This window comes from Pantoea sp. C1E2, assembly GCF_056491465.1.
Map to the genome: position 1 here is coordinate 237,098 of NZ_JBSZHT010000002.1, position 13,845 is coordinate 250,942.

Genomic DNA, 13,845 nt, shown 5'->3' on the forward strand with positions numbered 1-13,845 from the left:
TCAGGAGACGCACATGGATAATTTGAATCTGAATAAACACATCTCCGGTCAGTTCAACGCGGAGCTGGAGCACATTCGCACTCAGGTGATGATCATGGGTGGCATGGTTGAGCAGCAGCTCACCGACGCCATTACCGCGATGCACAACCAGGATGGCGAGCTAGCACGTCGCGTCATCGACGGTGACCAGAAGGTCAACATGATGGAAGTGGAGATTGATGAAGCCTGCGTGCGCATCATCGCCAAACGTCAGCCTACCGCGATTGATTTGCGTCTGGTCATGGCGATCATCAAGACCATCTCTGAGCTGGAACGTATCGGTGATGTTGCAGAGAAAATCAGCCGCACGGCGCTGGAGAAGTTCAGCCAGCAGCACCTGCCTCTGCTGGTGAGCCTGGAGTCTCTTGGCCGCCACACCGTGCAGATGCTGCACGACGTGCTGGATGCCTTCGCGCGCATGGACCTTAATGAAGCCATTAAGATCTATCGTGAAGACAAGAAAGTCGATAAAGAGTACGAAGGCATTGTGCGTCAGCTGATGACCTACATGATGGAAGATCCACGCACCATTCCAAGCGTACTGACGGCCCTGTTCTGTGCCCGCGCCATCGAGCGTATCGGTGACCGTTGCCAGAACATCTGCGAAATTATTTTCTATTTCGTCAAAGGTCAGGATTTCCGTCACGTTGGCGGCGACAAGCTGGATGAACTGCTGTCAGGCGACGACGGCAGCAATAAACCCTCTTAATTGCCGTTTCGGCTGCCTGTTGCCACTGTGGCTGACAGGCAGCCATCTTCATTTCTGATTGGTCTCCGCGAACCCCTCTCTTTATACTTGGCGCACTTTTTTCTGCCAGGTGCTGTTAAATGTCTTCCCCAATAACGAAAAAGAACGCCGTGACGCCGGCGAAAGCCATGCTCGCCGCCATTAGTGGCTACGCGATGGACGGCTTCGATCTATTAATTCTGGGCTTTATGTTACCCGCTATCAGCGTGTCGCTGGCGCTCGATCCTTCTCAGGCGGGTTCGCTGGTCACCTGGACGCTGATTGGCGCGGTGATCGGTGGCATCGTGTTTGGCCATCTCAGCGATCGCTATGGTCGTATCCGCATTCTCACCGTCACTATTTTGATGTTTTCGGTGTTCACCGGACTGTGCGCTGTGGCGCAGGGTTACTGGGATCTGCTGGCCTATCGCACGCTAGCGGGCGTCGGCTTAGGCGGTGAGTTTGGTATCGGCATGGCGCTGATTGCGGAAGCCTGGCCGAAGGAGAAGCGCAATCGTGCCTCGGCGTGGGTTGGCATTGGCTGGCAGCTGGGTGTATTGCTGGCGGCGTTTATTACTCCACCGCTGTTAAGTGTAATTGGCTGGCGCGGCATGTTCCTGGTGGGACTGCTGCCGGCGCTGGTGTCGTTTGTGATCCGTCGTAGCATGGGCGAGCCTGAAGGCTTTACTCAGCATGTGGAAAAAACACCGCAATTGTCATTTGCCGCGCGCATCAAATTGCTGTTCGCCGACCGTGCCACCAGCAAAGCCAGCCTCGGGATTTTCATCCTCTGCTCAGTGCAGAACTTCGGTTACTACGGACTGATGATCTGGATGCCGAGCTATCTGTCATCGAATTTTGGCTTCAGCCTCACTAAGTCCGGCTTGTGGACAGCCGTCACCGTGGTCGGCATGACCTTTGGTATCTGGCTATTCGGCGTATTGGCCGATCGCTTCGCGCGCTGGAAGATTTTCCTGCTGTACCAGTTTGGTGCGGTAGTGATGGTGGTGGTGTACGCGCAGCTGCGTGATCCTACTGTGATGCTGTTCACTGGCGCGATCATGGGGATGTTTGTGAATGGCATGATTGGCGGCTATGGCGCGCTGATCTCGGACACCTTCCCGCCACAGGCGCGTGCCACCGCGCAAAACGTATTGTTTAACCTTGGGCGTGGCGTCGGCGGCTTTGGTCCGTTGGTGATTGGCCTGCTGGCCGCGAAAATCTCATTCACGGCGGCGATCACCCTGCTGGCGCTGATTTATCTGCTGGATATCGTTGCCACGCTGTTCCTGCTGCCGAAGCAGCAGAGCAACGAGGATTCGCTGGGCGCGATTGGTTAAGGCGTATCGGTTGCCGGATGCACAGAAAGGTACAACCGGGCACGTAGGTAACCGTTCAGTCTGACCACACAGGTATCAGATACGACCGACCACATGGGTAACACTTTTGTGGTCAGTCGATGCGGGTATTATCTTTACTACCCGGCGCATAATGCGCAGGTCTCTGCAGGGGCGGCATTTATGCCGCCCTGGCTTACACCAAATCCCAGCCTCTGGCGCGCCACAGCGCCGGCAGCTGCGCCATATCGTCAAAGCGCGTTACCAGCGGGTGATCCAACTCCGGATTATGCGCATCGGCACAGTAATAAAATACCGGAATCCCCGCAGCGATCCCCGCGCGCGCGCCGGCCTCTGAATCATCCACCAGAATGCACTTCTCAATTGGCACCTGCATCTGCTCAGCTGCGTGATACATCAATTCCGGATCGGGCTTCCAGTGGTTGATGTCGTATCCGCTGTATAACCGGCCTTCGAGGTACGGCAGCATGCCGGTTAAGCCCAGCGAGTGCTGCATCTTCTTCACTGTACCGTTGGAGACCACGCACATCGGTACTTTGACGCTCTCCACCAGCGCCTTAGCTCCGGAAATGGGTTTCAGGTCGAGGTCAAACAGGCGGGCGACGTCAGCGCGATAGGCAGTTTCAAATTCTTCGATGGGCACTTCTTTTTGATGCTGCGCCAGTACATCCCGCACGATGTCATAGAGCTTCACCCCTTTGTACTGCTCAAACATCTGCTGCAAAGAGAGCTCAATACCGTATTGGGCAAAGGTGTTGACGTAAGATTGCGTACAGATCACTTCACTGTCGACCAGCGTACCGTCGCAATCGAAAAACACACATTCAACTGACATCGCACATCATCCTTTTATTAAACAACCAGCTGACACTCTAGCGCACTGAGCGCAGAAAGCGACCCCGGCAACCGTTTGCGAATAATCAGTGTTTTGCATAGCTAAACTCTATAGGATACGCGGCGATAAATTTTTTTTCGGGACAGTTGAATGAACAATCAGGGCTTGTTGCAGCGCATCTTTAAGCTGCAGGAACACGGCACAACCGCGCGCACCGAAGTGATCGCCGGTTTCACGACTTTCCTGACGATGGTGTACATCGTCTTTGTTAACCCGCAGATTTTGGGCGTTGCGGGCATGGATACCCAGGCCGTCTTTGTCACCACCTGTTTGATCGCCGCCTTTGGCAGCATCCTGATGGGGCTGGTGGCGAATTTGCCGGTCGCGCTGGCACCGGCGATGGGGCTGAACGCCTTCTTCGCGTTTGTGGTGGTAGGCGCCATGGGCTATTCGTGGCAGGTTGGCATGGGGGCAATTTTTTGGGGTGCTCTGGGTCTGCTGATCCTCACGCTGCTTCGCGTGCGCTACTGGATGATTGCCAATATCCCAATGAGCCTGCGTGTCGGCATCACCGCCGGGATCGGCCTGTTTATCGCCATGATGGGCCTGAAGAACGCTGGTATTATCGTGCCAAATGCCGATACCATCGTGACGGTGGGTAATCTCACCTCACACAGCGTGCTGCTGGGTGCGCTGGGCTTCTTTATCATCGCGATTTTGGCCTCACGCAATATTCATGCGGCAGTGCTGGTGTCGATTGTGGTGACCACCGCGATCGGCCTGGCGATTGGCGATGTGCAGTTCAGCGGCGTGTTTGCAGCGCCGCCAGCGGTGACTTCGGTCGTGGGTCAGGTCGATATCAAAGGTGCCTTTAACATCGGCATGGCAGGGGTAATCTTCTCCTTTATGCTGGTCAATCTGTTCGACTCCTCCGGCACGCTGATCGGTGTCACCGATAAAGCCGGACTGACCGATGAGAAAGGCACATTCCCGCGTATGAAGCAGGCGCTGTATGTCGACAGCATCAGCTCGGTAACCGGTTCGCTGATCGGCACCTCTTCGGTGACGGCGTATATCGAAAGCTCTTCCGGCGTGGCGATTGGTGGCCGTACCGGCTTGATGGCGGTCGTCACCGGGATTCTGTTCCTGCTGGTGATGTTCCTGTCACCGCTGGCCGCGATGGTGCCTTCCTATGCGGCGGCAGGTGCGTTGATTTATGTCGGCGTGTTGATGACGGCGTCGCTGTCACGCGTGCGCTGGGACGATCTCACTGAAGCGGTGCCCGCGTTTGTAACCGCCGCGATGATGCCATTTAGCTTCTCGATCACCGAAGGTATCGCGCTGGGCTTTATCTCTTACTGCGTGATGAAACTCTGGGACCGGCCGCTGGCGTGAAATCAGCCCGTGCGTGGTGGTGGTGGCGCTACTGTTTGTACTGAAAATCGCGTTTATCGACGCGCACTAAAAAAACAGGCCGCGATTGCGGCCTGTTTTATGACAGGTGTCCAATTTCTTGCAGCGTGGGAGTGAGGCTGGTGAGGCGCAGCGAGCGCGGGCCAATATTCGGTTTGCTCATTTCAACATCGCGCAGCGGCTGCCACTGCTGTTGCGCATCAATCTCCCACAGGCATAAGCGCTCGGTGCCCGGTGACAGGGCGCAAGACCACACCAGCATCGGCTCGGCATCACACACCGCCTGAATATCCGGAAACACGCTGGAGCGCAGACGACCGGCAGCAGGGTGCAGCTGCAGCGAACCGGCACCGTTTTCGCTTTCACCGGTTAATTTGAGGATGCTCTGGCGCAGCGTCCAGATTTGCGTCACCGCTTCCATGAAATCCTGCTGCGCATTGATCCACGCCTTCTCACCTGATGAGAGATCCTGCGTGAGCGTGTCCTGCGTCTGCCGGCTGTGGGCGCGTACAATCTCCATATCCAACCCTGCACGTCCACCTTCTTCGGCAAGCAGCACACCGACCATATTACCGGCATACGCAATGCTGAAGTCAGGGAGGTTAGGATCGGCAAAGCAAGGGCGTCCGCTACTGGTGGTCACTAGCGGTGGGAGTTCACGAATGCCGTAGACGCGCAGCATTAGCTGAGCCAGCAATTCGCGTGCAGCTAGAAAACGGCTACGGCGCTTGTCAGGGAAACGCTCGGCGCTGTTAATCACATCCTGTGGAACCCGCAACAGCTCTGAAGAGAGCGGCGAGTTACCCATCCAACGTACAAAATGACTAGCCATCTGTCGCTCCGTGAAAATGGTCAGATAATCATCAGGGCTATTGTAGGAATTTTCTCAGTGGTTTGCATCCGGCATAACATCTAATGACCAAAAATCAGATAAGACCGAAGCGGCGGACATTCCCATTCTGCGACTTTGCATATAACGCTTTTGCTGAATTCGTTCAGATAGGGTGATGCAAAGCGTGATGTGGTGTAGGATTTGGGCAGCAAAACAGCACATCGAAGTGCGCAAATAATCCACCTCAAGTCATCGTGCTCATCGCAAACAGAAGCACGTCGGAGTTTTTTTATGTCAGTAACCTCACTTACTCGCCAGGAATCAATCTCTCTTGATGAATTTCGTCATGGTATGCGCCGCCTGACCGCAGGCGTTTCTTTAGTGACCACCGAGTTTCAGGGCGAAAAGCTGGGACTGATTGCGACTTCCGTTAGCTCACTGGCTGCCGAGCCGCCAAGTCTGCTGGTGTGTGTGAATCGTAGCGCATCCAGCCACGACGCATTTGTGAATGCAGGCCACTTTGCCGTCAACGTCCTGCGTGAACAGCATGACAATTTGTGTGCGCAGTTCAGTCAGTCTGCACGTCGTGCAGAACGCTTCCAGAGCGGTGAGTGGCATACGCTCAACACCGGTGCGCCGGTGTTGGCTGATGCATTGGTGAGTTTTGACTGCCAGCTGGAGAAAGTGGTGGAGTGGAATACGCACAGCGTGCTGCTGGCGCGTATTGTCGGCATTTCACTGCCAGGTGAAGCGGCTGAACCGATGGTCTACTTCAACAGCGGTTTTCACTCGCTGGGCTAAATATGAAAAGTGGGCGTCGCATTGATTGCGACGCCTATGCTCAATCAGGCAAATTTGCTCGCTTCATCAAAGCCGAGGCGCGGCAAGCGCGCATGCAGTTTGCTGGCTTCGCCGTAGCCCAGATTAATCAGTAAGTTCACCTGCCATTTGCTTTCGCTGAAGAAGGCTTCATTGACTTTCGACGGGTCAAAACCGGACATCGGGCCGGCATCCAGCCCCAGCGAACGTGCCGCCAGAATCAAATAACCTGCCTGCAGGCTGCTGTTGCGGAAGGCCGTCTCTTTCGCCAGATCCGGACTGCTGGTGAACCAGCTACGTGCATCGCCGTGCGGGAACAGTTTTGGCAGTGCTTCATAGAATTCCGGATCCCACGCCACAATCACCGTTGCCGGTGCCGCCATGGTTTTATCCACATTGCCGGAGGAGAGCGCAGGTTTCAGCTTCTCTTTGCCTTCCTGTGAGGTGACAAACACGAAGCGTCCTGGTGAACAGTTAGCTGAAGTCGGGCCGAGCGCGGTCAGGTTGTAGAGCTGCTGCAATACATCATGAGAAATCGGTTTGTCCTGCCAGTAGCTGTGGGTGCGAGCGTCATTGAACAGCGCGTTCAGCGCCACGCTGTCGAGCGGTGTACTCATGTTTCTCTCCTGTTCAGGCAGCCATCCGCGCCTGATTTTTAGCATGAATAGTGAATGCGGCCGGTGCGCTTTAGCACAGGCCAGCGATCGTTATACTGCAAAGGAGAGAGTGAGCCAAATAACAAAGACGCATGTTTCCCCCAACCAAACAGTGATGGGGGAAACAGGGGAATGACTACTTACCAATGCAGAAACTGGAGAAAATTCTGCCGAGCAGATCGTCAGAGGTGAACTCACCGGTGATTTCGCTCAGGGCCTGCTGTGCCAGACGCAGCTCTTCCGCCAGCAGTTCACCCGCCCATGCACCCAGCAGCTGGTCTTTGCCCTGCTGTAAGTGAGTGGCCGCCAACTCCAATGCCTGCAGATGGCGTCGACGCGCCAGGAATCCGCCTTCCATATTGCCGGAGAAGCCCATGCTCTGTTTCAGGTGGTCGCGCAGTGCATCCACACCTTCGCCAGTGCGCGCAGAGAGGCGAATCAGTGAGTGATCGTTCACTTCTGACAGGCCCAGCACTTCACCGGTCATATCGGCTTTGTTACGCACCACGGTAATCGGCAGTTGTGCCGGTAAACGTGCGACGAAATCAGGCCAGATAGCAGCGGCTTCAGTGGCGTCGGTGGTGGTGCCATCCACCATAAACAGCACGCGATCGGCTTGCTCGATTTCCTGCCAGGCGCGTTCAATCCCGATGCGCTCAACTTCATCGCTGGCTTCACGCAATCCTGCAGTATCGATGATGTGCAGCGGCATACCGTCGATATGAATATGCTCACGCAGCACGTCACGCGTGGTACCGGCAATATCGGTGACAATCGCGGCTTCGCGGCCGGCGAGGGCATTCAACAGGCTGGATTTACCGGCATTAGGGCGACCGGCAATCACCACTTTCATCCCTTCACGCAGCAGGCTGCCCTGGCGTGCTTCGGCGCGCACGTTATCAAGGTCGCCGATCACCACATTCAGTTGGCCTTCGATTTTGCCGTCAGACAGAAAATCGATCTCCTCATCCGGGAAGTCGATAGCGGCCTCCACATAGATGCGCAGGTGAGTGAGTGCTTCCACAAGGGTATTGATGCGCAGTGAAAACGCGCCCTGTAGTGAGTTTACGGCGGAGCGTGCGGCCTGCTCTGAGCTGGCGTCGATCAGGTCGGCAATGGCTTCTGCCTGTGCCAGATCGAGTTTGTCATTGAGGAAGGCGCGTTCGGAGAATTCACCCGGCTGGGCGATACGCACACCTGACAGCGCGACGATGCGTTTCAGCAACAGATCCAGAATCACCGGGCCGCCGTGCCCTTGCAGCTCCAGCACATCTTCGCCGGTGAAAGAGTTGGGTCCAGGAAACCACAGCGCAATGCCCTGATCCAACACGCTGCCATCCGCATCGTTGAACGGCAAATAGTCGGCATAGCGCGGTTTCGGCAACTTACCGAGCACGGCTTGTGCGACGTCAGCGGCTTTGGCACCGGAAATACGCAGAATGCCGACGCCGCCACGGCCGGGAGGCGTCGCCTGGGCAACGATGGTGTCGCTGTGGCTCATGTCTTTCTCACTTTTCACATAAAAAAACAGGGCGACATAAATGCCGCCCCTTGAGTATACGCTGCTGCTGTTGCAGTCAGACGTTACGCTTTCTTCTTGTCGCGGCTATGCAAACCACGTTTTTCCAGGCCGCGATAGATCAGCTGCTGCTGGAGAATGGTCACGAGGTTGCTGACGATGTAGTACAGCACCAGACCCGCAGGGAACCACAGGAAGAACACGGTAAAGATAACCGGCATGTAGGTCATGATCTTCTGCTGCATCGGATCGGTCACGGTAGTCGGTGACATCTTCTGGATGAAGAACATGGTGATACCCATGATAACCGGCAGAATGTAATACGGGTCCTGCGCGGACAGGTCATGAATCCACAGAATGAACGGTGCATGACGCAGCTCAATCGAACCTGACAGCATGTAGTACAAGGCCAGGAAGATAGGCATCTGGATAACCAGAGGCAAGCAGCCACCCAACGGGTTCACTTTCTCTGCTTTATACAGCGCCATCATTTCCTGGCTCTGCTTCTGCTTGTCATCGCCCAGACGCTCACGCATCGCCTGAATCTTCGGCTGCAGCATACGCATCTTCGCCATGGAGGTGTACTGCGCTTTGGTCAGCGGGTACATGATGCCACGAACGATGAAGGTGATAACGATAATCGAGAAGCCCCAGTTACCGATAAAGCTGTGCAGGAATTTCAGCAGCTTAAACAGTGGCTGAGAGATGAACCACAACCAACCGTAATCTACGGTCAGATCCAGGTGAGGCGCGATTGCGGCCATCTTGTCCTGAATTTCCGGGCCTAACCACAAAGTCGCGCCCAGGTCTTGCTGTGCGCCTGCCGCCACGGTCACCGGTGAAGATTTATAACCGATTGCCGCAATGCCGTTACCGAGGTTGCTGGTATACAGGGTGTTGTTACCCTGAGTACGTGGCACCCAAGCGGTGGCAAAGTACTGCTGCAGCATCGCCACCCAACCATTGCTGGTGGTCGCGTTCAGGTTCTCGTTATCCGCGATAGTATCGAATTTGTATTTTTCGTATTTCGCTTCGCTGGTCGAGTACGCTGCGCCACGGAAAGTGTGCAGGGCAAAGTTGTTGCTGCCGGTATCACGATGCTTCGGCAGATCAATTGTCTGCTTCAGCTGACCAAACATCGACACTTCCAGCGGCTGCTGTGAGGCGTTATTAATGTTGTAGTCAACGTTAACCGCGAAGTCGCCACGCTTGAACACGAAAGTTTTGGTGTAAACCACACCTTTTTCGTCGGTCCAGGTCAGTGGCACACGCAGCTCGGTCTGGCCATCGGCCATCTCGAAGTGATCTTGTGAGGTGGTGAACAGTGGACGTGCGCCATTGTTCGGGTTGTCCGGACCATTACGACCGGTTAAGCCACTTTGTGCCTGATAAACGAAAGCAGGAGTGGTTTCCAGCAGCTGGAACGGTGCGTCTGAACCCAGTTTATCAGGGTAAGTCAGCAGCAGTGCCTGCTCAATATCGCCACCGCGAGTATTGATGCTGAGTGACAGGACATCAGTCTTAACGGTGATCGTTTGGCCCTGACCGCTAGCCGGGACGCCGGTAGTGGCGGCATCACCCGCTGCGCTGCTTGTGTTTTGCGTGGTCTGAGTCTGCTGTGGCTGCGGAGCGTGGTCCGTCTGCCAGGCTTGCCAGATCATAAAAGACACGAACAGAAAAGCGATGAGAAAGAGATTGCGTTGCGAATCCATCGTTAATGTTCTCTGGTATCAAAGGTTTTTGGCGGCACAGGATCGTCACCACCCGGGTTCAAAGGGTGGCATTTTAATACGCGTTTAATCGTCAACCAACTACCTTTTACGACGCCGAAGCGACGTAAGGCCTCAATCCCATACTGCGAGCAGGTGGGATGGAACCGACAATGAGGTCCAAGCAGTGGGCTGATGGCGCGTTGATAAACGCGTATCAGGGCAATCAGGAGCCGCGAGCCAGGCGACAGTGACGACGCCATAGTTTCTCCAACGCTTCCGTTAACGCACGGTTATCGAGGTCAGCAATCCCTTTTTTCGCCACGATGACAAAATCCATCGCAGGCAGCTCATGTTGGCGCAGACGAAAGCTTTCGCGGGTCAATCGCTTGATCCGGTTGCGTTCATGGGCGCGTTTCACATGCTTTTTAGCGACGGTAAGACCGATGCGGGGATGCCCCAGCGAATTAAGTCGGCCGAGGATGGTGATTTGCGGCGTACCGGCTCTTTGTGGCTGCTGGAAGACGAAAGTGAAATGAGTGGGAGTTAACAAACGTAACTCCCTGGGAAATGCGAGCTTAACCACTAGGGTTAGCTTTATTACTTAGAAACGGTCAGACGAGAACGGCCTTTAGCACGACGACGTGCCAGAACCTGACGACCATTTTTTGTTGCCATACGAGCACGGAAACCGTGTGAACGGTTGCGCTTCAGTACGGACGGTTGAAAAGTGCGTTTCATGGCGATTTCTACCTAAACTTGAAAATTTTCACTGGGTGACGCGTTTTCGGGCCAGTAAATCGACCGACGCCTCAATGTGTCTTTAATAAAGAGGCGGGATTGTAATAATTGTACAGTCCAGAGTCAATTTACTTCGCAGTTCGCGGCACCTGGAAACCAGATACAGCCCGCTGATTCCGTACATCAAGGCTTCACGCAATAATGCCGGGTGGGGAATTATACGGGCTATAGGGTAAAGCGCAAGGATCGCGCAGGATCTTCTTGCGATCAATTTGCAGATTTATTGCGCGGAAACGAGAGGCGACCAGAAAAATTGCCTCTTTCAGCGAGATCACCGCTCGCTTTTTCCGCAGAAAGCGTAAACTCATTAGCGCTTCATCAGCCTGTGGATAAATTGGATCAAAACTGTGTAGAAAGGGAAGATCTCTGTGCCGCTTTGCGCTATGATCCGCCCTTCCGCTGACGATCCTCAATGAGATCGCCGGGGATGACTACCGCGAACAGCGGTCGCAGGCGCTTTCTGACCGCCTGTGTCAAAAAAGACAGTTTCTATTATTAGCGCCTGAAATTCTTATCGATTTTGTACGAGTGGAGTCCGCCGTGTCACTTACGCTTTGGCAACAGTGTCTTGCCCGTTTGCAGGATGAGCTTCCTGCCACCGAATTCAGCATGTGGATTCGTCCGCTGCAGGCTGAATTAAACGACAATACGCTGACCTTGTATGCACCAAATCGGTTTGTACTCGACTGGGTTCGGGATAAATATCTCAATAGTATTAATGGGCTGCTGAATGAATTCTGCGGCCCGAACGTGCCTTTGCTGCGTTTCGAAGTGGGCACGCGCCCGGCTGCGCAAGTAACGACCAGCCAGCCTGCAATGGCGGCTTACAGCACACGTGCTCCCGTTGAAAATCGTCCTGCTCCGGCGCAAATTTTGCGTCCAAGCTGGGATTCGGTGCCGGCACCTGCAGACGTGACCTACCGTTCTAATGTGAATAACCGCCATAACTTCGATAACTTCGTTGAAGGTAAATCTAACCAACTGGCGCGCGCGGCGGCACGTCAGGTGGCGGATAATCCTGGCGGCGCCTATAACCCTCTCTTCCTTTATGGCGGCACCGGTTTAGGTAAAACTCACCTGTTGCATGCGGTGGGGAATGGCATTATTGCGCGCAAGCCAAATGCCAAAGTGGTTTACATGCACTCCGAACGTTTTGTGCAGGACATGGTAAAAGCGCTGCAAAACAACGCCATTGAAGAATTTAAGCGTTATTACCGTTCCGTCGATGCACTGCTGATCGATGACATTCAGTTCTTTGCCAATAAAGAGCGCTCGCAGGAAGAGTTTTTCCATACCTTCAATGCACTGTTGGAAGGTAATCAGCAGATCATATTGACCTCGGATCGTTATCCAAAAGAGATCAACGGCGTAGAAGATCGCCTGAAATCGCGTTTTGGCTGGGGATTAACTGTCGCGATCGAGCCGCCTGAGCTGGAAACACGCGTGGCGATCCTGATGAAGAAAGCCGACGAGAATGATATTCGTCTGCCGGGTGAAGTCGCCTTCTTTATTGCTAAACGCCTGCGCTCTAATGTGCGTGAGCTGGAAGGGGCGCTGAATCGCGTTATCGCGAATGCCAACTTCACCGGTCGCGCCATTACCATCGATTTCGTGCGCGAAGCGCTGCGCGATCTGCTGGCGTTGCAGGAAAAGCTGGTCACCATCGATAACATCCAGAAAACGGTGGCCGAGTACTACAAAATCAAAGTAGCGGATTTGCTGTCGAAGCGCCGTTCGCGTTCGGTGGCTCGTCCGCGTCAGATGGCGATGGCGATGGCGAAAGAGCTGACCAACCATAGCCTGCCGGAAATTGGCGATGCGTTTGGTGGCCGTGACCATACCACCGTGCTCCATGCCTGCCGTAAGATTGAGCAGTTGCGTGAAGAGAGCCACGACATCAAAGAAGATTTCTCTAACCTCATTCGAACATTATCTTCCTGACGCATATGAAATTTATTGTAGAACGTGAGCAGTTGCTGAAACCACTGCAACAGGTTAGCGGCCCGCTTAGTGGGCGCCCGACCTTACCGATCCTCGGAAATTTACTGTTGCAGGTCAGTGAAGGCGTACTGCGTCTGACCGGCACTGATTTGGAAATGGAGATGGTGGCCCGCGTTGCGCTAACGCAGCCCCACGAACCGGGCGCAACCACCGTGCCCGCGCGTAAATTCCTCGATATTTGCCGCGGTTTGCCAGAGGGGGCTGAAATCAGCCTGACTCTTGAAGGTGACAGAATGCTGGTGCGTTCTGGCCGCAGCCGTTTCTCATTATCGACGCTGCCCGCGACTGACTTCCCTAATCTGGATGACTGGCAGAGCGAGGTGGAGTTCACCTTGCCGCAGGCCACGCTGAAACGACTGATCGAAGCAACGCAGTTCTCGATGGCGCATCAGGATGTACGTTACTACCTTAACGGCATGCTGTTTGAGACCGAAGGTGAGGAGTTACGCACCGTCGCCACCGATGGTCACCGTCTGGCGGTGTGCTCCATGCCGATTGGTCAGGCGTTGCCTAACCATTCGGTGATCGTGCCGCGCAAAGGTGTGATTGAGCTGGTGCGTTTGCTCGACGGTGGCGAAACCCCACTGCAGGTGCAGATCGGCAGCAGCAACATTCGCGCGCACGTCGGTGACTTTATCTTCACTTCTAAGCTGGTTGATGGCCGTTTCCCGGATTATCGCCGCGTATTGCCGAAGAACCCGGATAAAGCGCTGGAAGCGGGTTGCGATCTGCTGAAGCAGGCGTTTGCCCGCGCAGCAATCCTCTCTAATGAGAAGTTCCGCGGCGTTCGCATCTATATCACCGAGAATCAGCTCAAGATCACCGCTAATAACCCTGAACAGGAAGAAGCGGAAGAGATGCTGGATGTGTCGTACAGCGGCACCGAACTGGAAATTGGTTTTAACGTCAGTTACGTGCTAGATGTGCTGAATGCGCTGAAGTGTGAGAACGTGCGTTTGCTACTGACCGATTCGGTTTCCAGTGTGCAGATTGAAGATGTCGCCAGCCCAGCAGCGGCCTACGTAGTCATGCCAATGCGCTTGTAGTAGAAAATATCGGCCTGGCTTGCTTGCCATTCTGGTCCCGGGCAGTGCTCGTCCCTGGTCACATACTTCAGTATGCTCCCAGGGCCTGCG

13 protein-coding genes and 1 pseudogene are annotated in these 13,845 nt (G+C 54.7%); 6 read left to right on the forward strand and 8 right to left on the reverse strand.

Annotated features, from left to right (window positions below; all coding sequences use genetic code 11):
* Nucleotides 1–13 precede the first annotated feature (13 nt).
* Nucleotides 14–748 (forward strand): phosphate signaling complex protein PhoU, encoded by a 735-nt coding sequence (phoU, locus tag ACXI0A_RS01370; protein ID WP_034830028.1) that lies wholly within the window; start codon nucleotides 14–16, stop codon nucleotides 746–748.
* 119 nt (nucleotides 749–867) lie between these two features.
* A complete protein-coding gene (locus ACXI0A_RS01375) occupies nucleotides 868–2,106 on the forward strand; it encodes an MFS transporter (protein ID WP_224933643.1) in 1,239 nt (412 codons plus the stop codon).
* A 193-nt stretch (nucleotides 2,107–2,299) separates the two neighbouring features.
* Here the strand turns inward: ACXI0A_RS01375 and yieH are convergent, their stop codons facing one another.
* Nucleotides 2,300–2,959, reverse strand: coding sequence for a 6-phosphogluconate phosphatase (gene yieH, locus ACXI0A_RS01380; RefSeq protein ID WP_476150652.1), 660 nt, complete (start codon nucleotides 2,957–2,959; stop codon nucleotides 2,300–2,302).
* A gap of 150 nt (nucleotides 2,960–3,109) precedes the next feature.
* On the opposite strand from yieH, the pseudogene ACXI0A_RS01385 reads away from it, so the two are divergent.
* Nucleotides 3,110–4,424 (forward strand): annotated as a pseudogene (locus ACXI0A_RS01385) (NCS2 family permease).
* Between the two features lie 27 nt (nucleotides 4,425–4,451).
* Here ACXI0A_RS01385 and ACXI0A_RS01390 read toward each other — a convergent pair.
* Nucleotides 4,452–5,204, reverse strand: coding sequence for a 4'-phosphopantetheinyl transferase family protein (locus tag ACXI0A_RS01390; RefSeq protein ID WP_224933646.1), 753 nt, complete (start codon nucleotides 5,202–5,204; stop codon nucleotides 4,452–4,454).
* Nucleotides 5,205–5,495: 291 nt separating this feature from the next.
* Here ACXI0A_RS01390 and ACXI0A_RS01395 point away from each other — a divergent pair, with 291 nt between their 5' ends.
* Nucleotides 5,496–6,005: a flavin reductase family protein gene (locus tag ACXI0A_RS01395; RefSeq protein WP_479485184.1), complete on the forward strand. Its 510-nt coding sequence runs from the start codon at nucleotides 5,496–5,498 to the stop codon at nucleotides 6,003–6,005.
* 44 nt (nucleotides 6,006–6,049) lie between these two features.
* On the opposite strand, the gene ACXI0A_RS01400 is transcribed toward ACXI0A_RS01395, so the two are convergent.
* From ACXI0A_RS01400 to rpmH, 6 genes are all read right to left on the reverse strand, one after another.
* Nucleotides 6,050–6,640 (reverse strand): malonic semialdehyde reductase, encoded by a 591-nt coding sequence (locus tag ACXI0A_RS01400; protein WP_100701613.1) that lies wholly within the window; start codon nucleotides 6,638–6,640, stop codon nucleotides 6,050–6,052.
* A 175-nt stretch (nucleotides 6,641–6,815) separates the two neighbouring features.
* Nucleotides 6,816–8,180: a tRNA uridine-5-carboxymethylaminomethyl(34) synthesis GTPase MnmE gene (gene mnmE, locus ACXI0A_RS01405; protein WP_476150650.1), complete on the reverse strand. Its 1,365-nt coding sequence runs from the start codon at nucleotides 8,178–8,180 to the stop codon at nucleotides 6,816–6,818.
* Between the two features lie 83 nt (nucleotides 8,181–8,263).
* Nucleotides 8,264–9,910 (reverse strand): membrane protein insertase YidC, encoded by a 1,647-nt coding sequence (yidC, locus tag ACXI0A_RS01410; RefSeq protein ID WP_476150649.1) that lies wholly within the window; start codon nucleotides 9,908–9,910, stop codon nucleotides 8,264–8,266.
* A 2-nt stretch (nucleotides 9,911–9,912) separates the two neighbouring features.
* Nucleotides 9,913–10,170 carry a membrane protein insertion efficiency factor YidD gene (yidD, locus tag ACXI0A_RS01415; protein WP_007893564.1) on the reverse strand — a complete coding sequence of 86 codons (258 nt, stop codon included), beginning with the start codon at nucleotides 10,168–10,170 and terminating at the stop codon, nucleotides 9,913–9,915.
* Nucleotides 10,134–10,493 (reverse strand): ribonuclease P protein component, encoded by a 360-nt coding sequence (gene rnpA, locus ACXI0A_RS01420; RefSeq protein WP_034830013.1) that lies wholly within the window; start codon nucleotides 10,491–10,493, stop codon nucleotides 10,134–10,136. The genes yidD and rnpA overlap by 37 nt, the downstream gene beginning before the upstream one ends.
* A gap of 14 nt (nucleotides 10,494–10,507) precedes the next feature.
* Nucleotides 10,508–10,648 (reverse strand): 50S ribosomal protein L34, encoded by a 141-nt coding sequence (rpmH, locus tag ACXI0A_RS01425; protein WP_003849659.1) that lies wholly within the window; start codon nucleotides 10,646–10,648, stop codon nucleotides 10,508–10,510.
* A gap of 600 nt (nucleotides 10,649–11,248) precedes the next feature.
* Between rpmH and dnaA the strand changes: the two genes are divergently transcribed.
* Together dnaA and dnaN are read left to right on the forward strand one after the other, a co-directional pair.
* Nucleotides 11,249–12,649 (forward strand): chromosomal replication initiator protein DnaA, encoded by a 1,401-nt coding sequence (gene dnaA / locus ACXI0A_RS01430; protein ID WP_224933649.1) that lies wholly within the window; start codon nucleotides 11,249–11,251, stop codon nucleotides 12,647–12,649.
* Between the two features lie 5 nt (nucleotides 12,650–12,654).
* Nucleotides 12,655–13,755 (forward strand): DNA polymerase III subunit beta, encoded by a 1,101-nt coding sequence (gene dnaN / locus ACXI0A_RS01435; protein WP_476150648.1) that lies wholly within the window; start codon nucleotides 12,655–12,657, stop codon nucleotides 13,753–13,755.
* Nucleotides 13,756–13,845: the final 90 nt, after the last annotated feature.